This is a genomic window from Acinetobacter sp. COS3 (assembly GCF_000475335.1).
In the GTDB taxonomy this organism is placed as follows: Bacteria; Pseudomonadota; Gammaproteobacteria; order Pseudomonadales; family Moraxellaceae; genus Acinetobacter; species Acinetobacter venetianus.
On record NZ_AXCD01000067.1, the window covers coordinates 196751 to 218674 of the forward strand.

Sequence of the window (21924 nt, forward strand, 5' to 3'; positions counted from 1 at the left end):
ATGATGATGCTGAACAATAAAATTTATTTAAGTGGGCTTATTTTAGCTGTTTCATTGAGTTGTTTTAGTTCCTCAATTTTTGCTGCACCGTTGCAGATTTTAGAATTTAAAAAAGGTCAACTCAATCAAGCTGAACAAAAACAGATCTGTGAGCAACTTAGTGATGTTTGCCAACAAAAAACGCCGCTTCGCAGTCTGAAAACGGCTGATCAAAAGTTATGGTTATTGTTAGGTGATCAGATCTCTCAGTTTTATCCATCTGCAACTGGCCTGAAATTGAAAAATAAGTGGCATGTAGATTTAGCGAATGATGAAGAAAATACTTCAGATTGGCCTTTTATTTTCCCTAAACTTTTTCCAATGACTGAAAGCCGTTATGCAATTGCTATCATTGAACGTTCTTCTGAAATGTATTCAGGTGGTGGGGCAGGGATTGAGCGTGCTAGTTTTTACGAATTAAAAGATTCAGGGCTGACACATCGCTTTATTGAAAATTATCCTTTTAGTTTTAATCGCATGATTCGGGCATGTTTTTCTGAGCAGGAATATAAAAGTTCTCAAGGCAAATGCCATGATGAAGATCGTCTCAGTTTAGATATTCGCCCGATCAAACCAATGTTGTGGCAATTCCGCTATCGTTACAGTTTGGATGTATCACCTGTATCGGATTCGGGGGAGAAGTCATTTAAAGGCAGTCTTAATCTGAATATTGATCTAAACAAAGCACCACAGCAGCCAAATATTCCTGCAAATTGGGATTATCAAGGACAAGGTTAAGTCCGAGTTTTACATTTTGCCTAAGTTTTAAAGGTTTGGGCTTACGCAATTTACAGCGTCATAACAGATGATCTAGCGAGTACATGCTACAAAGAGACAGATTGCATTTTGGAACTGCGCTTATGTCTCGTGTTTATATTTCTGCTCGCCGTAAGATTTCTCATTTGAGTCGTTCTGTGTTGATGGCTGCAGTTGTGTTGGGAACAACTCAAGTAGCAATCGCAGGGCCAACAGTGGATCAACTCAGTGATTGTTTGGTAAAAGCAACGACAGCAGAAGATAAAACCACGGTGTTGCAATGGACGTTTACGGCTTTAGCAGCTCATCCTGATTTAAAATCTTTTAGTAATGTTACGCCTGAGCAAAAGAATCAGTTAGATCAGAAATTGGCACAAGTTTTACAGCGTGTGATTGTGGAGCAATGTTCGACACAGACTAAGGCGGTGATTCAGGCTGAGGGGATTCAAGCGGTTGGTGAGGCTTTTCAACAGTTAGGTCAGAGTGCGGGGCAGGATATTGTCAAAGACCCAGCGGTCAGACAACAGTTACAAGGGACGTTGCGTTATATTGATTTAAATAAATTAGTGACGACTTTTTTAACACCTGATATTTGGAATAAGTTGGGCGTGGTAAGGTAGTGAAGCCTTTTTTAATAGAGTGATTTTTTAATCACACATAAAAAACCTTAAAAATTGAACCTATCATAAGTTTTCAAGTTTGGTGATAGGGGCTACTTTTTTGATGGTCATATTTAATATTAAAAAATACCTTTAGGGAATATTTTTTGAGCGTTGGTTTGATTAATAAAATTATAAAAACTTTCTTCCTCCTCTGTCATAAAATTTAGATCTAGAGGGGTGTTTGAAAGGTTTTTTGAAAATACTTCTTTTATCATGGGGATGTCCTCATAATTTTTATAAATTATGAGGACATCAAGATCAGCCCAATTTTCACTATATAAGTAGGAGCCGAATAAATAGATATAACAATCGATTTTTAGTATTTCAAGCTCTTTATGTAAGTTACTAAATTCTAGCATTTATGACTTTGGGTTTACTAAAAAAGAAAATAGGCTAGCCCATAATCCGATTTTTACTTCTTGACCATGATAAGTATAATCTTTCCAATGTGCATTTGGATTCGCAGCAAGAACAAAATCAAATGGTGCATAAAGCTCATGAATTTCATTTATTCTTTCTTGTGTAATAGCATACTCATTAATAAATACAAACGTAATATCTCGACCTTTATGACGTTTAACAGAAACAGTTCTATTAGATATGAGTTGATAGCTTTTTACGTTATAATTATTTCCTAAGTTTTCCATTATGTATTCAGAGTCTTTGTTAATAAAATTTGAATAGATTGTTTCTGTGTCATTCAATAATCTAAATAAATCACTACCTGTGCCAAAGCTGATATTATTTTGTTTTAATAATTTAATAGCTTCTTCATCAATGAAGAAATTTTTTTTGTTACATAATAAAAAATCAAAATTATGAGTTTTTAATAGGGTTTGAAGCATTTTACCTGATAATTTTTGATTGAAATTTGAAAGGCAAAGAAGTTCAGGGCGACTGTCTTTAGTTGTTATTTTGATTAGATTTCCTTCTTTCTTAACGTTTTCAACATTATCGTGAGCCTTTAGGCTGTCTAACCAAGTCATGATTTAATCCTTAAAAATTGTAACTACATCTTGGGGGAATCTTCTATTCGGTAAATAACCAGATTCATGACAGGATTTAAAATCTGTAACATGATCTTCGTATTGATTGTATAAATCACGTTCCTCTACTGTCATTAATAATAGATTCTCAGAACATATATCCCTAATTTTTTGATGGTTAGGTAACATTATCTGTTTTACTTTTTTTCTCCACTCATCAGTTGCATTACCTTCTTGATTATAAAATGCGTCGTTATTTTCGTGTGGACCAAATTCTATGAAAATCTGATGATTGCGATCCCAAATAGGTTTAAGTTGAATATAAAGACGAGCTCTTTGAGCAGCTTTTCTATTTTTGAATTTTTTATAGGCTAAAATAATTAACGGTAAAACTATCGAACTCGTAATAAATAATATTATACCTATAAGCCAACCACTCAGACCCACATTAGCAATTTGATCTTCTGTTAAAATCTTATCCATATAAAAAATCCCACATGAAGTGAGGTTTTTATCTCATAAAAACAATTAATTAGTCAATCATCAATCAATCAATTTCTTCATGAGTTCATTCACTTGAGTTGGATTGGCTTTACCTTTTACAGCGAGTCTATCGTAGGTTTTTTACATTTCAAAATTGCTCAGCTTTTAAGCGCGCTTTTTAAAATACCATTTTCACCAAATAATTTTTCACGGTATTCTGCTTCGAGTTGTTCTGTCTGCATATCCAATGGATCGAAATGTTGATCTCTCACATCAAGCATTTCTATAAATGTGCGAGAAAAAATACCCAAACGATTTACACCACCAAATGCCAAATAAAATGCATCTTTCAGTTCTTTGGCTGAAAACTTAATATCCTTACGTTTTAAAGTCTGTATCCAATAATCAAAGGTGATTGGCGCAATAAAGCGAGCTACCCGAATCAAAGCAATTCTTCGATTTCTAACCGTATTACCACCAATCGCTTTCAGTGCTTCAAAAGCAACAGATTTATGTTCTAGTTCTTCAAGCGCATGCCATTCCCAAAGATTTCGACTTTCTTGAGTGGTTTTCTGTTTGATTAATGGATCAGTTAACAGTAGGCGAGCAAGAGTAGCTGTGAAATGTTCCATTACTACAGTTGCCGCTAATTGCTCAGCTTTGGGAAGTTTACGAAATTTATCCAATCTTGCTTTGGTTAAGGCTTCAATTTCGACTACTTCTGGATAATTTGATTGAATCAGATGCTCATTCAGAGATTTATGTTCTCGACTATGAAAAGCTTCTTGCGCAATAAAATTACGAATATCTTCGAGTAACTTTTCATCCGTAATTTGATCACGAACATTCCGTACGCTCTCGATGAAGAACATTTCACCCGGTGGAAACATCGCAGATAAAACCACAAATAGAGAGGTCACAACAGCATTATCTTCATAGTAAAAAGTAAATTTTTTGTTTTTATCTAAAGGAATAATCACATTACGTCGGACGATTCGTTGTAGAGATTGCACTGATATATTCATCTTTTTTCCTTGTCATCTGTAGAAGATAATTTGAACAAAATTTAGTATGTATATAGAATCTATCAGTGAATTTATACGGAAAAAAGACGGATTTAAGAGTGAGATTTTTATAATGGTAACTATAAGAAAACCAAAACAAAGTAGGTCTAAAAACACTTATAAATCTATAGTAGATGCAGGATTTATATCAGTAAAAAATAATGGATTAGATCACACTACTGTGCTCAAAGTCTGTGAGATTGCAGGTGTAGGTTCTGGAAGCTTTTATGAATATTTTAAAAATAAAGAAGCCTTGTTTGTAGAGATGCAACAACACTTTATTGCTGAGCTGGCTAAGGTGATTTACGAGGTTATTCCAACCATTCAGGAAATGGAAATTCCTGAAGCAATTCGATCTATTTTTTTACATATTGGTGAGTTTTTAGCAGCTGATGAGAATAAATATTTTTATTGGCTGAGCGTTTCAAGTAAATATAGTACCGAAGCCAGTCATGTAAAAGCAGTCAAGGCAATTAATACTCTAGCGATTGAATACGCAGTAAAACATCCTGAGGTACTGAAAATAAAAAATCTAAAATTGATGGTTTATGTTTTAATTAATTCCAGTGTTGCGCTGACAATGAATTTCTTTTCATCTCAAAATATGGGTTTCACTTTTGAAGAGTTAATTGATTGTCTGATTGATATTACGATGTCCTATATTGATGATGATCGTAATAAATTAAAAATATAAAAAACCCGCTCTTAAGCGGGTTTTGTTAGAAATTAGATCAGTTTAACCAATCAATTTCTTCATCAATTCATTCACTTGAGCTGGGTTGGCTTTACCTTTAGCAGCTTTCATGACTTGACCAACAAGACCGTTAAAGGCTTTTTCTTTACCAGACTTGTACTCTTCAACCATTTTTTCATTGGCTGCAAGCACTTCTTTGATAATCGCTTCAATCGCACCTGTATCGGTTTCTTGCTTTAAGCCTTTTTCAGCAATAATGTCATCCGCAGATTTTCCTTCTGCTTCCCACATAAAGCCAAATACTTGCTTCGCAATTTTACCGTTAATGGTGTTATCCACGATACGTGCGATCATGCCACCCAATTGCTCAGCAGAAACAGGAGAGTCTGCTAAATCTAGGCCTGCTTTGTTTAAAGCACCTGAGAATTCACCCATTACCCAGTTTGCAGAAACTTTACCTTGCTTCGCACCACCTGCGGCAGCCACAACAGCCTCGTAGAAGTCCGCCATTTCGCGTGACAGCGTCAAGACGTGTGCATCGTATTCAGTCACAGCAAAGTCAGCAATAAAACGCTCACGACGCGCAGCAGGCAATTCTGGCAGTGCGGCGCGTGCCGCTTCGATTTGCTCGTCAGCAATGATCACTGGCAATAAGTCTGGATCTGGGAAGTAGCGATAGTCGTTCGCTTCTTCTTTCGAACGCATTGAACGGGTTTCCATCTTGTTCGGATCGAACAATCGGGTTTCCTGATCAATCTCGCCGCCGTATTCCAAAATTTCCATTTGGCGTTCAATTTCAACATTGATCGCTTGCTCAATGAAACGAAATGAGTTGAGGTTTTTTAACTCGCAACGCGTACCAAAAGGTTGACCCGGACGACGGAGTGACACGTTACAGTCGGCACGGAATGAACCTTCTGCCATGTTACCGTCAGAAATACCTAACCAACGCACCAGCGTGTGAATCGCCTTGATATAGGCAACCGCTTCTTCCACCGAACGCATATCAGGTTCAGAGACGATTTCAAGCAAAGGTGTGCCAGCACGGTTTAAGTCAATCCCAGACATGCCTTCAAACTGATCATGGATGGATTTACCAGCATCTTCTTCAAGATGAGCACGAGTCACGCCAATACGCTTCACAGTGCCATCTTCAAGTTGGATATCGATATGACCCAAGCCCACAATCGGATTGTCCATCTGGCTAATTTGATAGCCTTTTGGCGAATCTGGGTAGAAGTAGTTCTTACGTGCAAATACAGATGCTTGGTCGATATAGGCATCGATACCCAGACCAAAGCGAATCGCAAGATCAACCACTTCGGCATTCAATACAGGTAATACACCCGGCATTGCCAAATCAACAAGGCTGGCTTGAGTATTCGGGTCTTGACCAAATTCAGTCGATGAGCCTGAGAAAATTTTAGACTTGGTCGCCAACTGCGTGTGGATTTCAATCCCGATAACGACTTCCCAACCGTCAATTAACTTTAACTTTTGAGCTTCAGCCATTATGCATTCTCCTCAGCAATTGCCGCACGTTTGGTATGCCAGTCTGTGTTTTGTTGATATTGATGCACAATCGACAACAATTGTGACTCTGACCAGTAGTTACCAATCAACTGTAAGCCCACAGGCAAGCTGTCTTTATCAAAACCAACAGGTGCGTTGATGGCTGGTAGACCTGCCAAGTTCACAGCAAGGGTATAGATATCGCCTAAGTACATTTCAGTTGGACTGAGGTTCGCACCGATTTTGTATGCAGTGGTTGGTGCAGATGGCGCTGCAATCACGTCAACATTTTCAAATGCTTTCAAGAAGTCTTGCTGAATCAAACGACGTACTTTTTGTGCTTTCACATAGTAAGCATCGTAGTAACCTGCAGAAAGGGCATAAGTACCAATCAAAATACGACGTTGTACTTCAGCACCAAAACCTTCTGAACGTGAACGTTTGTACAAGTCCATCAAGTCCACAGGGTTTTCACAACGGTAGCCATAACGTACGCCATCAAAACGCGATAAGTTAGAAGATGCTTCCGCAGGTGCGATCAAGTAGTAAGTTGGTACATAGGCTTCAGTCATGTTGAGATCAATCTCAACCAAAGTTGCTCCCATTTCTTCTAACTTTTTCAACGACTCTTCAACGCGTGCTTTCACGTCAGCATCTAAACCAGCGACATTAAAGTATTGCTTTGGAATACCAATACGTAAGCCTTTCACAGCTGTGTTGTTTAGGTTAGCCACGTAGTCATCGACTTCTTTATTGACTGAAGTTGAGTCTTTGGCATCATGACCCGCGATCACATTCATTAAATATGCACAGTCTTCTGCAGAACGTGCCATTGGGCCGCCTTGATCCAGTGATGATGCATACGCAATCATACCGAAGCGAGACACACGACCATAAGTCGGTTTTAAGCCAGTTAAGCCACAGAATGAAGCAGGTTGGCGAATTGAACCACCTGTGTCTGTACCCGTCGCAATCGGTGCTAAATCAGCAGCGACAGCCGCAGCCGAACCCCCAGATGAACCACCCGGTACATGATCAAGTGCCCAAGGGTTGCCCGTTGCGCCAACATAAGAGCTCTCAGAGGTTGAACCCATTGCGAATTCATCCATGTTCACTTTACCCAGCGTTACAAGACCAGCTGCTTTGGCTTTTGCCACAACAGTTGCATCGTAAGGTGAAATAAAGTTGTCGAGCATTTTTGAACCAGCAGTGGTTTTAATCCCTTTGGTACAAAAAATATCTTTATGCGCAAGTGGAATACCTGCAAGTGCATGTGCATTGCCTGCTTTGAGTGCAGCATCAGCAGCATCGGCTTCAGCTAATGCTTGTTCTGCTGTAACCGTCACATAACTCTTTACTTTTGCGTCAATTTTGGCAATACGTTTTAAATAATGTTCAATCAATTCGCGTGATGAAAATTGGGCTTGTTTTAAGCCTTCAGAGAGCTCACGGATGGATAAACGATGTAAATCTGTCATATGAAAAATTTCTTTACATTCTAAATATAAAATATGAGTTAATTGAATAAAAATTATTCAATTACGCGAGGTACGAGGTATAAACCTGCTTCTGTAGCAGGGGCTACCGCCTGATATTCATCACGGTGATTGCTTTCAGTCACCACGTCTGCGCGTAAAGGCTGAGGGTTGTCAAATGGGCTCTTTAAAGGCTCAACATCATCGGTATTAATGCCTTTTAAGCTTTCCATCATGCCAAGGATTTTATTTAAACTTTCAGCATATTCAGCTGATTGCGCCTCGTTTAAAGATAAACGAGCAAGGTGTGCAATCGCTGAAACGGTCTGTGCATTTAAGTCCGTTGTCTGCTGAGCATCTGATGATGTAGACATAACTTTACCTAATTCAGTATCAAAAAATTGCAAAATATCGTGCGTTATAATAAGCGATTGACTTGTTCAAAGCATCACATTTCGTTAAAGTTGCCACCTTGCATCCATACAAAGTTTAATTGGGAACGTCCCCGTGATTCTAAAACGACTAATTGGCCTGTTTTCGCCGGATTTAGCCATTGATTTAGGTACTGCAAATACGCTTATTTATGCACCAGGCCGTGGCATTATATTAAATGAACCTACTGTTGTGGCGATTCGTCATAGTGGTTCGCAAAAAATTGTTGCTGCTGTAGGTCTTGATGCTAAACAAATGTTAGGTCGTACACCAGCGAATATCTCTGCAATTCGTCCGATGAAAGACGGTGTGATTGCTGATTTCGAAGTAACTGAGACCATGTTGAATCAGTTCATCGGCAAAGTACATGAAAAGCGTTTGTTCCCACCAGCGCCGCGTGTTGTAGTTTGTGTACCATGTAAATCAACTTTGGTTGAGCGCCGTGCTATTCGTGAAGCCGTATTTAATGCTGGCGCACGCGATGTCCGCTTGATCGAAGAACCTATGGCTGCTGCGATTGGTGCAGGTATGCCAGTTGAACAAGCGTGTGGTTCGATGGTTGTTGATGTTGGTGGTGGTACCACTGAAATTGCAATCATTTCATTACAAGGTTGTGTATACGCTGATTCTTTACGTATCGGTGGTGATGTATTTGATGAACAAATCATTAACTACGTTCGTAAAGCACACGGCTGTGTTATTGGGGAAACCACAGCTGAAGTGATCAAAAAAGAAGTAGGTATGGCTGTTAACGACGGTAAAACACTTGAAATCGAAGTGCGTGGTCGTAACTTGGCAGAAGGTGTACCTCGCGCAATTACGGTAACTTCTGACGAAATTACCCAAGCGATTGCTGACCCATTGCAAAGCATCGTAAGCGCTGTTAAATCAGCACTTGAACAAACACCTCCTGAACTTTCTTCAGATATCGCTGAGCGTGGTATCGTGTTGACAGGCGGTGGTGCATTACTTCGTAACTTGGATAAGTTACTCGCACAAGAAACTGGTTTACCAGTGATTGTTGCTGATGATCCTTTAACTTGTGTCACTCGTGGTGGCGGTAAAGTTTTAGAATTCTTTGACAACCCAAATCACGACATGCTTTTTGTTGGTTAAATCATAAGGACTAGGCGGTGCAACCGAATCTTTTTTCAAGACAACCGCCATCTTTTCGCTCATTTGTCATTGCGGTCATTACATGCTTGGTTGTGCTTTTCTTTGATTGGCGCATGCCTTATGTAGTCAAACCAGCAAGGGATGTGCTTTATGCAGCGTATAATCCAATTTATGCGCTTGCGAGCTATCCTGTACTGTCGCGAGAATGGCTCAACCAACAAACCAAATCAGAAGCTCAATTGCGTCGTGAAAACACGGCAATGCAAGCTGAGTTATTACAAGCACAAGTCCGTTTACAAAAGCTTTCTGAGCTTTCAGCTGAGAACAATCGCTTAAGAGGTTTATTAGATACGCCATTAATTATCGATGGTCGTATGCAAATTGCCGAAGTGATTGGAACGGATGCTGATCCATTACGCCATATCATTATTATTAACCGCGGTGCAGTTGATCACTTAAAAGTGGGGCAAACTGTACTGGATGATAAAGGGATTATGGGGCAACTGGTTGATGTTTACCCGCATAGTTCTCGTGTCATGCTTCTTTCGGACAAAGAACATTCTCTATCTGTACGTTTAGAACGAACTGGAATGCGCGCTATTGTGTCTGGAACAGGCGATCTAGGTCAGCTGAAGATGGATTATGTTGCAACCAGTGCCAACGTCAAAGTGGGCGATAAAGTTTATAGCTCAGGTCTAGGTGAACATTTTCCAGCTGGTTATTTAGTGGGTACAGTGTCTAAAGTGAGTCGCCATACTTCAGGTGAGTTTGCTGAAATTGATGTTAAACCTGCGGCACAACTTGCCAGTGGTCATCATGTCGTCGTGTTATTCTCAGAGTCTTTAGCGCAGGAGCAACCTTATGCCGATCGCTAAATTAAACTACGAGAAACGTAAAGATCCATTATTGATGATCATTATATCGATCATAGCAGGGTCTGTGCTGATGGTGTACCCAGTGTCATATGAGACAGCGGGTTGGCGGCCTTCTTTCATGTTAATGATCTTGTTGTTCTGGATACTTTACCAGCCTATTTGGTGTGGTGTCTGGTTTGCATTTGGTATGGGGATCTTTGTTGATCTACTTTTGGATGCACCATTAGGGTTAAATGCGCTGAGTTTTGTACTCATTACCTTTGCAACACGTTATTTTATTCGTGAGCGACGAATTTTGACTTTTGGTAATTCTTGGGTGATTGCTGCATTGGCTGTCATCGCACACATTTTATTTTTATGGGTGAGTCAAACCATTGCCGGTACTCATTTTTCGATTGCGCGACATTGGCAACCCGTGATGAGCAGTGTGTTAGCATGGCCATTGGTTTATTATTGTTTACATAAATGGCGCATATAATTTTAGCTTCGAGTTCGCCTCGTCGCAAAGAACTCCTTAAACAATTAGGGCTAGTATTCGAAACCTTTAGTCCTGATGTAGATGAGTCTGTTTTAGTGGGTGAATCTGTTGAAATTTATGTTGAGCGTTTAGCACGTCTTAAAGCTGAAACTGTGTTAGAAAGTTATCCTGATGCTATTGTGATTGCAGCAGATACAAGTTTAAGCTTTGCTGGACAGATTATTGGGAAGCCTGAATCAAAACAACATGCTTTTGATATTTGGAGACAATTGTCCGGACAATGGCACGATGTTTTTTCAGGTGTTTGTGTTGCAACAACGAGGGAAAGACGAAGCATCGTCGTTCAAACACAAGTACAGATGATGCAATTAAGCCCAATAGAAATGGAAAAGTATTGGGCAACAGGTGAGCCAGTCGGAAAGGCTGGGGCATATGCGATACAAGGAGTAGCGGGGCAATTTATTCCTCAAATTCGGGGGAGCTACAGCAATGTTGTTGGCTTGCCTTTGTATGAGACAGCACAGTTATTAGAAAGCGTTAAAGCATCAAGCTGACACTTTCGGGTATAAGAATTTTTATAAAGTTTTGAGTTTGTTATGGCAGAAGAGTTGCTGATTAACGTCACGCCGATGGAATGTCGTGTGGCTTTGATTGAAAATGGTACGGTCAATGAACTATTTGTTGAGCGGACTGTAAAACGTGGTTTAGTGGGAAATATTTACAAAGGTAAAGTTGTACGCGTACTGCCGGGTATGCAAGCTGCTTTTGTTGATATTGGTTTATCTCGGACAGCTTTTCTGCATATTAATGATATGGTGTGGCCACGTTCGCAGCCCACGCCGAATGTTTTTGAACTCCTGCATCCGGGGCAGACGCTCACTGTTCAAGTCATGAAAGACATGCTAGGAACGAAAGGGGCTCGGCTTAGTACAGATCTTTCAATTCCTTCTCGTTATCTTGTATTGATGCCTTATGGTAATCATATTGGTGTTTCTCAGCGTATTGAACAAGAAGAAGAGCGTGATCGTCTCCGTGGCATCATTGAGCGTATTCAGTCTGAACATAATTTACCAGGCAGTGTCATTGTTCGTACTGCTGCTGAAGGTGTGGATGAAGCATCTATTGAACAAGATATGTGCTATCTCAGTAAGCTTTGGGAGTTTATTCAGCGTAAGCAAAAAGAAGTTGCAACACCTGAATTAATTTTTGAAGAATTGCCTTTACCTCAGCGTATAGTTCGTGATCTTGCCAGTAATGAAACTGCGAAAATTTATGTCGATTCACGTGAAATTCACGGAAAATTAAGCGAATTTGTGGATGAGTTTGTCCCAACAATACAAAATCGTTTAATCCATTATCCGGGTGAAAAACCACTTTTCGATTTATATAACGTCGAAGAAGATATTCAAAAAGCTTTACAAACACGAGTTGCGCTCAAGTCTGGTGGCTATCTAATGATAGATCAAACAGAGGCGATGACGACGATTGATGTCAATACTGGCTCTTACGTCGGCGGGCGTAGCCTAGAAGACACTGTATTTAAAACCAATATGGAAGCAACTCAAGTGATTGCGAGACAACTACGTCTACGTAACTTGGGTGGCATCATTATTATTGATTTTATTGACATGCAGGAAGCTGAGCATCGTGAAGAAGTGATGCGTCAGTTTGAAAAAATGCTTGAACGAGATCATGCGAAAACTAAAATCACTCAGGTTTCTGAGCTGGGTTTAGTGGAAATGACACGTAAAAGAACGCGTGAATCATTGGAACATTTGCTTTGTGAATCATGTCCAACCTGTCAAGGACGTGGTTATGTCAAAACAGCAGAGACAGTATGTTACGAGATATTTCGAGAAATCTTGCGATATGCGCGTGCATTTGATTCCAAGGGTGGCTTTACTGTCGTTGCTCATCCAGCAGTGATTGATCGCCTGTTAACAGCAGAAGCCCCAGCTGTCGCGGATTTAGAACATTTCATCAATCGTGTGATTAAATTTCAAGTGGAAAATCTGTATACGCAAGAGCAATACGATATCATTTTAAGCTAAAGTTGTAACAAGATTTCGCTTAAGCCTTGTTACAACTGAAATTTTACTTTCTATCACGAATTTTAAATACTAGATCTATAGAATTAGCCACAGACATCTTTGAGTGTCTTAGCGAAAATATAATGAGGTATATAATTATGAATGTTAGTGAAAGATTAGTGAATCACGGTTTTAAACATGTGTTGGACAGCAACCCTGTGAATACATGTTATATGGTTGATAGCCAAGGTAAAGAAGTTCAAATTACCACTGCAATGATTCGCTCAGCATGTCATCAGCTCTTACAGCGTTGTCGTACAATTAAGAAGTAAGGGGCTAACGAAAGCCCCTTAATTTTTTCTCTATCAATTTGCTACTTTTTCTCGTGGCAATTCAGAGATAGCAAGTTCAAAACGTTGGATCTCTTCTTCCAAGTGTGTCAGTAAGTTTTGCATCTTTGGTAAAGCATTACGACATGCGATCAAACCGACTTCTAACTTGTCCAAATAACTAGTCATCGTGATATTCAATGCCTGACCGTCCATTACGATAGAGGCAGGATAGAGTGCATCTAGCTTCGCACCATTCCAGTACAGCGGTTCACGTGGGCCGGGAACATTTGAAATGACAAGGTTAAATGCTTGACGCTTAGGTAACATACCTGACGCAATATTCAATCCCGCTGGTCCATAGACAACTGCACTGTAGTTGAGAATTTCATTTGCAGTCATTCGGCTAAAACGTTGCTTCGAGTTTTGCACGCTACGACGAATAATCTCTAAACGTTCAATAGGATCTTCAATGTGAGTTGCTAGATTTGCCAGAATCATAGTAATACGGTTGCTGACATCAGAATCATCAGTACGTAATGAAGCAGGTACCATCGCGATTAACGGTTTTTTCGGCAGACTGTCTTGATTGATAAGATATTCACGTAATGCACCAGAACAAACTGCTAATACAACGTCATTAAGTGTTACGCCAAGCGTTTTAGCGATTAGACGAAAACGTTCTAACTCAAAAGATTGTGCTGCAAAACGGCGAGATGAACTAACACGTTGATTTAAAATTGAAGGTGGTGCTTGGAAGGTAGAAACATAATCAGGGTTTTTACCAATTTCTTTGAAGATGGTCTGAGATAGCTCTTGCATGACTTTAGGCGCAACTTCAAGCTGAGACTTGATGCCATCCATAATGCCTTTGATTTTACTTACTGTTGGCGGCTTTGGTGCTTTTAAACGTTTGCCACGTTTTCCTTCTACACACCACAACGGTACAACGTGTTTTTCATTTGGATCTTTTGAGAGAGACTTTTCAATCAGGCGCATACCTGCAACGCCATCTACCATCGCATGATGGATTTTAAAATACATCGCAAAACGATTGCCTTCGATACCTTCAATGATATCGCAAGTCCACAATGGTTTTGCACGGTCAATTAGAGAGCTATGTTGTTGAGAAATATAGACTAATAATTCACGAATACGCCCTGGATTCGGTAATGCAATATGGCGAAAATGATGATCAATATCAAACTCTTCGTCTTCTCCCCAAAAGAGGCCGTTGAGTTGATTATTAAATGGAGGAACAGGGATACTTTTAGATTGGCGAATATCCTGAACGAGATCATGTACGAACGTTGATGATGCATTTTCTGGAATCTCGAATAAAAACAAGCCACCTACATGCATAGGTTGTTGCCTTTTCTCTAAAGACAGAAAAATAAAATCAATAGGGTGTAAAGGGCGCATAGCAGATATAGCCTCTCATTGCATTTTTTATAAGATACTTGTAGGGTCTGATGACGTTTCAACCATGCCTTGCGTTATAGGCTAAAACCACACAAATGAGGCATGAAATGGCGATTCCCTTGTCAAATTTCATAACGAAGTTTGGGGCAGTTTTAGCCATAACCCTATGGGACAGGGATATTTTTTGCCGCTACTGCGTTATGTCTTGCTCATTTAGAATGGTTAAATTTCGCAAAACATGCCTTGTATCGTCTAAAAATATCCTCTGTCGCAAGCATCTGTGAAATGTCAGCAGACCCTATAATTCTTATTAGAATTATTGAACCGTGCTTAGAAGTATATACGGTTTAGTCTGGTTAAAATATGGCTTTGTACACAGCAGTCAGGAAAAATAAAACCACTGATGTTTCAGTGGTTTTTAAATATTACAGTAATAATCTATTATTTTTTTAGGTTTCCAGCGTGCAATCCGCATTCCTTATGCGTCGCTTCTTCCCACCACCAGCGACCTTCACGCTCATGCTGATTTGGTAGGACTGGACGTGTGCAAGGCTCACAGCCAATTGAAATAAAACCACGCTCATGCAAAGGGTTATATGGAATTTCCATCATGCGGATATAGCTCCATACATCTGCGCTACTCCAGTTTGCTAGCGGATTGTATTTGATTAGTTGCTTACCTTCACCTGAAAACCCTACATCAGCTTGTACGACTGGCACATCGCTACGCGTTGGGCTTTGGTCTTTACGTTGACCTGTAATCCAGCCATCAAGTGTTGCAAGTTTTTTGCGTAAAGGTTGTACTTTTCGAATACCACAACACTCTTGGTGACCATCTTCAAAGAAACTGAACAATCCTTTTTCATTTACAAATTTTTGAACGGCGGCAGACTCGGGGAAGCAAATTTCGATAGTAATGTTGTAGTGCTTACGAACTGTTTCGATAAATTGATAAGTTTCAGCATGTAACCGACCCGTATCTAAACTAAATACACGAAAAGGTTTACCGATACGTGATGCAATATCAATCAGCACGACATCTTCTGCACCAGAAAATGAAATTGCAATTTCACCTTCTTGATGGAGTGCGAGTTCTAAAATTTCTCGTGGTGATTTGTCTGCATATTCAGCAGCGAGTGCATCTACATGGTCAATAGTCGGAATAACAGTCATGGATGTTCCTGGCGATAGGCTTGGGCACAATTTTAAATCATTCTAAGCAAATCAGTTTGCTTGTCCTTGATTTTAATCTTGCAGAATAAAATGATTTTATTCAACAATAGCGCAAAAATTGAATAATCTTAGTGCTATGATACAGCAATTTTTAACCAACATTGGAAGCATTCATGGAAATCGTATGCCTAGATCTTGAAGGGGTGTTAGTTCCAGAAATCTGGATTAATTTTGCTAAAAAAACAGGGATTAAAGAACTTGAAGCGACCACACGTGATATTCCGGATTACGATGTGCTAATGACACAGCGCTTAAATATCTTGAAAGAGCATGGTTTAGGGTTAAACGATATTCAAGCGGTGATCGCTGATATGGGGCCATTTGAAGGTGCTAAAGAGTTTGTGAATTGGGTTCGCACTCATTTCCAGTTGATTATTCTTTCTGATACGTTTTATGAGTTTGCTCACCCATTGATGCAGCAATTAGGTCAGCCAACGATTTTCTGTCATAAGCTTGAGACAGATGAAAATGGCATGATTACAGCTTATAAACTACGTCAACCAGATCAAAAGCGTCAGGCAGTAAAAGCATTACATGGTTTAAATTTCCGTGTGATTGCAGCAGGTGATTCTTATAATGATACAACGATGCTTGGTGAAGCGGATCATGGTTTTCTGTTTGATGCTCCAGATAATGTGATTGCAGAATTCCCGCAGTTTCCAGCATTGCATGGCTATGCAGCATTAAAACAAGCGATCCGCTCTGTTTCTCAGCGTAATATTCCAGAATAATGAATTTTCCCTAGCTTTCTCGTAAGAGAATTAATGGGAAATTAAAAATAAAAGGCGCTTGTAGCGCCTTTTATTTTTAGATGAAAATTAGAATTTATATCCAATTTTCAAACCATAAGCGATCGCATCATTATTTTTGAATTCGGCAACATGCTCTGGTGTATTAAACTGAGACCCAGACTGAGCTTTCGCATCTCCTAGCCAGAAGTACTTTACACCACCCGCAATAAAGTAGTTTGGCGCAGGGCTATATTGCACGCCAACACCAACATTCCAATAGCCTTCTGTTGGACCAAGTGTTGTAACAGGGTTGCCAGCACCAGAATCCCAACCTACGGATACATTACCAGCCCAATGATCATTGACCTTACGACCTACACCAGCAGTGATTGAATATTGGTCGTCAGTATATGCTACAAGGTCAAAACCGTCTTTTTTCCCTGTTTTATTAACGATAGGAGGAAGAACAGAAGCGGCGCCAAATTTATAAGGACGAATTGCAAAGTCTTTCCAGTTCACCCAACGAACGTTTGCGAACGCAACAGTATTTTCCATGATTCCCGTTTGAAAATCGAGGTTAACCGATTGAGGTGTCGTGATTTCAGTTGTACCTTGAGCATTGTTAATTTGATTTAACATCGCATCAAAAATGGGACTGCCTGTAAAACCTGCAATTCCATGATTTTCATATGCATTCATTTCATGCTTGATTTTTGCACGGTAAGTTAAAGAGGTTTTTAGTGCAATTTCAGGAATTTGATAAGCTATGCCTGCTAACCAGCCAACTGCTTCATCTCGACCTGTTTTAAAATCGTAACCACTATAAGCACTATAGCTTTCACCACGTAATAATACTGTTGCATCAAGTGTTTGATAAACTGCACCTGCATATAGGTTCCAGTTTTGATTTGGTTGATAACCAAAAAGCAAGTTTAGGTTTTCAGTATCAACAGTTACAGAAGTTCCACCTCGAAAGGGCAACGGTCTGCTTTCAATAAAGTTACTTTGACCCGTGTATTGAGCATCTGCACCGTATGGTTGGTCGTAAATAAGGCCGATAGAAAAATGTTCTGTGGCTTGAATTTTTAAGGCTGCATTTGGTGAGTAATAGTGATTTGCCATATCACCTGTGTTGTTTTGAGAGATGTCTTTACCAGAAACATTTGGATCAAGTACGGTAATACCTGCTTCAAAATAGTTATTTGGCTGCAAGAATGCTGCAATTGATTGTCCTGAGCGATCCAGTGCTGCGGCAAACGTTGTCGTTGTTGGAACTAAGCTAAGTAGAAGAGCCGTTTGAATAGCATTCAGCTTCATTAATATGTTCTCTCAAATCACTTTGTAACAAGAATGGCGCGAAAAGTAACATAATTTTTATTCGCTTAAATATTTTACAAATGTCAATAAATGAACTGATGAAGTCACGAAAAATGCTTGAGTGATAGGTATTTATATTGAACGTAAGGGAAATTAAGGATGAAAGGATATAAATATTCAGATTCTAATGCTATTCAAAAAACCTAAAGGTAATTAGGTACTTTGAACACAAAAAAAGACCATCAATTGATGGCCTTTTTTGTAAAGCTTTGCTTAGTTAGAAGCGGTAGCCCATTTTTAGACCATAAGCGATTGCTTTATTGTCTTCGAATTTAGCTACGTAGTCATTACTACCTGCTTGAGCACCTGTCTGAGCATCTGCATCACCTAACCAGAAGTATTTTACACCACCAGCGATGAATGTAGCTGGAGTTGGGCTATATTGAACACCTACGCCAACGTTCCAGTAACCTTCCGTTGGACCTAGAGTTGTTACAGGGTTACCAGCACCTGAGTCCCAACCTACAGAAACGTTACCAGCCCATTTGTCATTTAACTTACGACCTACACCTGCATTTACAGACCATTGGTCATCAGAATATTCAACTAAATTGAAACCATTTGGACGATTTACTGCTTCACCTACTTCTTTTGAAAGTAGACCAAATTTGTATGGTTGAATTGAGAAATCTTTCCAGTTCACCCAGCGTACGTTTGCAAATGCAACAGTGTCAGCCATGATACCTGTTTGTAGGTCTAGGTTTACAGATTGCGGCGTTGTAATTTTGGTTTTTTCAGAACTATTATTAATTACATCAATTGCATCGGCACGGCCTAGAAGCGCTAAAGCAGGTAATGTAGGAAGTTCTTCATTAATATTTACTTTGTGGTCGATTTCAGAGCGATAAGTGATTGCTGCTCTTAATGCGATTTCAGGAATTTGATATGCTGCACCAGCTAACCAACCTGTACCTGTTGTTTCTTTGATATCGGCATCGTAACCGTTATAGATACTGTAAGCTTGACCACGAAGGCTTACATTACCTTTAACTGTTTGAAGTACTGGACCTGCATAGAAGTTAAAGTTTTTAGTTGGTTGATAACCAAAAATGAAAGATAGGTTCTGTGAGTCTACCTCAACTTTGGTGTTACCCTTGCCTAATAGGCCATTAACCTGTTGTAAGCCTTGATCAACGATATTGGTAATGCCTTGTTTAACACCAGCATCAATTTGATCTTTAACTGCAGGTACATTGTTGTATGCTGTTAATGTATTCATCAGTTGTTGCTGACCAGCAGGGGTGCTTAAGTCGACACCTTGAGCTGTTAAAGCAGCGCCAACACGTTGTTGTGCTGAAAGGTTGTTGAACTGTGTGTCGATGGTTGATTGACGAATAACTTCTAGACGATCAGCGGCTAAAATAGTATCTGTTGGGCTAGATACGAATACGTTGTTCCCAGTATAAGCAGCATCAGCACCAAATGGTTGATCGTAAATTAAACCGAATGAAATTTTATCAGTAAGTTGCAGTTTTAAAGCAGCGCTTGGGAACATGTAATCATCGCCCATGTCGCCGATTTTGCGTTGAGTTGTCGATTCTCCAGCTTCTCTTCCTTCTACTGTAGGATCTAGAACCGAAAGGCCAGCTTCAAAATAGTTACCTGGCTGAAAAAAAGCAGACATAGATTGACCAGAACGGTCTAACGCTGCTGCAAAAACTCCAGTTGCAGGTAGCGTTGCTAAGATCATGGCAGTGCTAAGATGTTTTAATTTCATTTTAAATCTTTCCTTGAACTTCAAGATTTTTTAAGTGAAGAAGCTATGATTCGCTTGCCAAACTAATTATTAAATGTATTTGGCTATAACTTCATGTAACAAAAATACCATAATTAAAATAAGAGTAAATGTTCTAAATGAACTATTCAGTACGATTGATTACATGAAAATGATTAAAAAAAATGCTATAAATATTTATATACATATGTGTTTTTATTGGTAAAATGATGAAAAATATAAAATATTAATTTAAAAACTGAGGTGTTTTTTTTGGCTTTTTTGTAGAAAATATTTTTTTTAGGGTCAAAGATTTTTTGTAAAAAATGAGGTTTTTTTCTCCATTATTTGCGAAAAGTAATAACTTGGCATTTATGCAGTCTATCTTTCACTCTATTGAGTATATTTTATTAATGCATATTTTTAGAAGAAATATCAACGGATTTAAACAGCTTTAAATTTTATTCTTACAGATTGTTGATTTTATGAAGGATAGAGACTTTTTGTCTCTACCCTGATGTACCTATCTTACTTATTTTAGATTTGGATCACCTTTTTTCAAGAAGAAGCTCAATGCGAGTTTTTGTACCCATGTGCCGTACGGAGGGTAAAATAATTGTGTTGGGAAGAAACGGTGGCGAATAAATACTGTTTTTGCATGAGATAGCTCTTTAAAGCCTTCTTCTCCGTGGTAAGTGCCCATACCTGAGTTGCCAATTCCGCCAAATGGCGCATCGTGATTAACAACATGCCATCCCCAGTCATTGATTGTGACGCCACCTGAATGTGTTTGTCTTAAAATGTAATCACGTTCACTGCTGTCATGGGTAAAGCAATAAAGTGCCAATGGTCGTTCACCATTCTGAATATAAGCAATTGCATCGTCTAGGCTGTCATATGCAACCACCGGAAGGATAGGCCCGAATAGTTCTTCTTTTAAAATACGCATTTCTGGGGTGCAGTTGAGAACGATATGCACAGGCATGCGACGTGCATCTTGTTCAGGATTGTATTCGCCACAAGGGATAATTACAGCACCTTTTTGTTCTGCATCCTCAAGTATTTCAAGCAGACGCTTAAAATGTCGATCATTCACAATTGAAGTGTAGTTGCTATTTGAATGGATATTTTGACCATACATCGCAGTGAAATTGGTTTTACATGCTTCTGCAAATTCACTCACTTTTTCTTTTGGAACAAGTGCATAATCAGGTGCTACGCAAATTTGACCACAGTTGGTCGCTTTGCCATGTAAGATTCGCTTAGCCGCATCTGCAAGTGGGTAGTTTCGACTTACAAGAGCAGGCGATTTACCGCCTAGCTCCAGTGTAACGGGTGTTAGATTTTCCGCTGCAGCGCGCATTACTACACGGCCGATTGCTGGCGACCCAGTAAAAACAATATGGTTAAAGGGTAAAGTGGTAAACAATGATGGATCAGTAATTTCTTCTCCAAAGACGGCAACTTCATCTTCTTTAAAGACTTCAGCAAGCATTCTTTTGATCACGGCATTGGTTGCAGGTGTGATTTCTGGAAGTTTAATCATCACTCTATTGCCTGCCGCAAGTGCAGCTACCAATGGCCCTAAAGCGAGATAAACAGGAAAATTCCAAGGCACGACAACGCCTACTACACCTTTTGGTTGATATTGAACGCGAAGGCGGTTAGATAAAAATAATAATTCAGTGCTGCGTTTGCTTGGACGCATCCATTTGCGCAAATGGCGAATAGCATGTTCAGCCTCCAAAACAGATCCAAGTAAATCGAGGAGTTTTGATTCATCAATTGACCGTGAGCTAAAATCGGTATTGATTGCTGCTGCGATGACATCTTGATAGCGAATAATTTGTTTTTTTAGATTAAAAAGTTTGCTTCTTCTTGAGTCCAAATCAGGGTAAGGCAGTGCATTGAAGGCGGCACGTTGCTGATTGAAGATAGTCTGTAAAGATTCACTTTCTGCTTTTTCAAATTCTGTGGAGTGTGGATAATTCATTTTTCATTCCTTCCATGCTTTCTATAACTTGATTTTTCTTGAGTTAAGGATGAGGTCATGCTCAATTATGACATAAGGTCTAATCTAAGCAGAGTATGTCGAACAATTTTCTTAATGATATTGAAAAAATGTAAATAATTCAGGTGCTTTTTGAGTGTTTATTTAAATATGGGAATCCTGAATTATAAAAATATATGAATTTCATATTATGTTTATTTTTTAGTCTTTATCTTGAGGTGATTTATTTTAATTATCTTGATAGCTATTTTCTAATGAATAATATTTTCAAAATTAAGAAGATTTTAAAGTTTAATAAATAATAATCATTATATTTTTATATTTATTTTGCTAATTATATATATTGGTTTAAGTATTTAATTTTAGTTTTTGCTACAAAAATAAGCGCTTTTTGCACCATGATGTTGCATTGTTTTTATAAATATATGGCATTTTTTTACGTGATTTTAGCTTGTATTTTATCTTTTGGTCTAAGTGTATAGATACTATATTCATATAAATCATT

Annotated in this window: 22 protein-coding genes; 10 read left to right on the top strand and 12 right to left on the bottom strand. The window is 39.0% G+C overall.

The window, feature by feature from the left end; genetic code table 11:
- Positions 1-6: 6 nt before the first annotated feature.
- Both IO68_RS31430 and IO68_RS31435 read left to right on the top strand, forming a co-directional pair.
- Positions 7-777 (top strand): hypothetical protein, encoded by a 771-nt coding sequence (locus IO68_RS31430; RefSeq protein WP_023014149.1) that lies wholly within the window; start codon positions 7-9, stop codon positions 775-777.
- Positions 778-899: 122 nt separating this feature from the next.
- Positions 900-1415 (top strand): hypothetical protein, encoded by a 516-nt coding sequence (locus tag IO68_RS31435; RefSeq protein WP_023014150.1) that lies wholly within the window; start codon positions 900-902, stop codon positions 1413-1415.
- Positions 1416-1534: 119 nt separating this feature from the next.
- Here IO68_RS31435 and IO68_RS33965 read toward each other — a convergent pair whose 3' ends face one another.
- The 4 genes from IO68_RS33965 to IO68_RS31455 all read right to left on the bottom strand — a co-directional run bounded on the left by IO68_RS33965 (position 1535) and on the right by IO68_RS31455 (position 3951).
- Complete coding sequence (locus IO68_RS33965; RefSeq protein WP_161626790.1) at positions 1535-1672, bottom strand: hypothetical protein; 138 nt, start codon at positions 1670-1672, stop codon at positions 1535-1537.
- Between the two features lie 144 nt (positions 1673-1816).
- Entirely contained in the window at positions 1817-2443 is a 627-nt protein-coding gene (locus tag IO68_RS31445; protein WP_023014152.1) for a hypothetical protein, read from the bottom strand.
- 3 nt (positions 2444-2446) lie between these two features.
- A complete protein-coding gene (locus IO68_RS31450) occupies positions 2447-2926 on the bottom strand; it encodes a hypothetical protein (RefSeq protein WP_023014153.1) in 480 nt (159 codons plus the stop codon).
- Between the two features lie 158 nt (positions 2927-3084).
- The gene (locus IO68_RS31455; RefSeq protein ID WP_023014154.1) at positions 3085-3951 is read right to left on the bottom strand and encodes a metal-dependent hydrolase; all 867 of its coding nucleotides are present in this window, start codon (positions 3949-3951) and stop codon (positions 3085-3087) included.
- 112 nt (positions 3952-4063) lie between these two features.
- On the opposite strand from IO68_RS31455, the gene IO68_RS31460 reads away from it, so the two are divergent.
- The gene (locus IO68_RS31460; RefSeq protein WP_031234932.1) at positions 4064-4684 is read left to right on the top strand and encodes a TetR/AcrR family transcriptional regulator; all 621 of its coding nucleotides are present in this window, start codon (positions 4064-4066) and stop codon (positions 4682-4684) included.
- A 42-nt stretch (positions 4685-4726) separates the two neighbouring features.
- Here IO68_RS31460 and gatB read toward each other — a convergent pair whose 3' ends face one another.
- From gatB to gatC, 3 genes are read right to left on the bottom strand one after another with little or no spacing between them, the layout of a single operon-like run.
- Positions 4727-6196 (bottom strand): Asp-tRNA(Asn)/Glu-tRNA(Gln) amidotransferase subunit GatB, encoded by a 1470-nt coding sequence (gene gatB, locus IO68_RS31465; protein ID WP_023014156.1) that lies wholly within the window; start codon positions 6194-6196, stop codon positions 4727-4729.
- Complete coding sequence (gene gatA / locus IO68_RS31470) at positions 6196-7674, bottom strand: Asp-tRNA(Asn)/Glu-tRNA(Gln) amidotransferase subunit GatA (protein WP_023014157.1); 1479 nt, start codon at positions 7672-7674, stop codon at positions 6196-6198. Before gatA ends, gatB begins: the two co-directional genes overlap by 1 nt.
- Positions 7675-7727: 53 nt before the next feature.
- A complete protein-coding gene (gene gatC, locus IO68_RS31475) occupies positions 7728-8045 on the bottom strand; it encodes an Asp-tRNA(Asn)/Glu-tRNA(Gln) amidotransferase subunit GatC (protein WP_004877106.1) in 318 nt (105 codons plus the stop codon).
- 133 nt (positions 8046-8178) lie between these two features.
- On the opposite strand from gatC, the gene IO68_RS31480 reads away from it, so the two are divergent.
- The 6 genes from IO68_RS31480 to IO68_RS33910 all read left to right on the top strand — a co-directional run bounded on the left by IO68_RS31480 (position 8179) and on the right by IO68_RS33910 (position 12934).
- The gene (locus tag IO68_RS31480; RefSeq protein WP_004877105.1) at positions 8179-9219 is read left to right on the top strand and encodes a rod shape-determining protein; all 1041 of its coding nucleotides are present in this window, start codon (positions 8179-8181) and stop codon (positions 9217-9219) included.
- Positions 9220-9236: 17 nt separating this feature from the next.
- Positions 9237-10094: a rod shape-determining protein MreC gene (gene mreC / locus IO68_RS31485; protein ID WP_004877103.1), complete on the top strand. Its 858-nt coding sequence runs from the start codon at positions 9237-9239 to the stop codon at positions 10092-10094.
- Positions 10081-10572 (top strand): rod shape-determining protein MreD, encoded by a 492-nt coding sequence (gene mreD / locus IO68_RS31490; RefSeq protein ID WP_004877100.1) that lies wholly within the window; start codon positions 10081-10083, stop codon positions 10570-10572. Before mreC ends, mreD begins: the two co-directional genes overlap by 14 nt.
- Positions 10560-11126 (top strand): Maf family nucleotide pyrophosphatase, encoded by a 567-nt coding sequence (locus IO68_RS31495; protein WP_023014158.1) that lies wholly within the window; start codon positions 10560-10562, stop codon positions 11124-11126. Before mreD ends, IO68_RS31495 begins: the two co-directional genes overlap by 13 nt.
- A 42-nt stretch (positions 11127-11168) precedes the next feature.
- On the top strand, positions 11169-12623 hold the full coding sequence (gene rng, locus IO68_RS31500) for a ribonuclease G (RefSeq protein WP_004877097.1): 1455 nt from the start codon (positions 11169-11171) through the stop codon (positions 12621-12623).
- A 137-nt stretch (positions 12624-12760) separates the two neighbouring features.
- Positions 12761-12934 (top strand): PA1571 family protein, encoded by a 174-nt coding sequence (locus IO68_RS33910; protein WP_004775299.1) that lies wholly within the window; start codon positions 12761-12763, stop codon positions 12932-12934.
- 33 nt (positions 12935-12967) lie between these two features.
- Here IO68_RS33910 and IO68_RS31505 read toward each other — a convergent pair whose 3' ends face one another.
- Positions 12968-14353, bottom strand: coding sequence for a WS/DGAT/MGAT family O-acyltransferase (locus IO68_RS31505; RefSeq protein WP_004877095.1), 1386 nt, complete (start codon positions 14351-14353; stop codon positions 12968-12970).
- 441 nt (positions 14354-14794) lie between these two features.
- Positions 14795-15526, bottom strand: a complete 732-nt coding sequence (locus IO68_RS31510; protein ID WP_023014159.1) for a phosphoadenylyl-sulfate reductase — start codon at positions 15524-15526, stop codon at positions 14795-14797.
- Positions 15527-15699: 173 nt separating this feature from the next.
- Here IO68_RS31510 and thrH point away from each other — a divergent pair, with 173 nt between their 5' ends.
- Positions 15700-16317, top strand: a complete 618-nt coding sequence (gene thrH / locus IO68_RS31515) for a bifunctional phosphoserine phosphatase/homoserine phosphotransferase ThrH (RefSeq protein ID WP_023014160.1) — start codon at positions 15700-15702, stop codon at positions 16315-16317.
- Positions 16318-16404: 87 nt separating this feature from the next.
- Here the strand turns inward: thrH and IO68_RS31520 are convergent, their stop codons facing one another.
- The 3 genes from IO68_RS31520 to IO68_RS31530 all read right to left on the bottom strand — a co-directional run bounded on the left by IO68_RS31520 (position 16405) and on the right by IO68_RS31530 (position 21401).
- Positions 16405-17634 carry an OmpP1/FadL family transporter gene (locus IO68_RS31520; protein WP_023014161.1) on the bottom strand — a complete coding sequence of 410 codons (1230 nt, stop codon included), beginning with the start codon at positions 17632-17634 and terminating at the stop codon, positions 16405-16407.
- A 277-nt stretch (positions 17635-17911) separates the two neighbouring features.
- On the bottom strand, positions 17912-19411 hold the full coding sequence (locus IO68_RS31525) for an outer membrane protein transport protein (RefSeq protein ID WP_023014162.1): 1500 nt from the start codon (positions 19409-19411) through the stop codon (positions 17912-17914).
- A gap of 529 nt (positions 19412-19940) precedes the next feature.
- Positions 19941-21401 carry a coniferyl aldehyde dehydrogenase gene (locus IO68_RS31530; protein WP_023014163.1) on the bottom strand — a complete coding sequence of 487 codons (1461 nt, stop codon included), beginning with the start codon at positions 21399-21401 and terminating at the stop codon, positions 19941-19943.
- Positions 21402-21924: the final 523 nt, after the last annotated feature.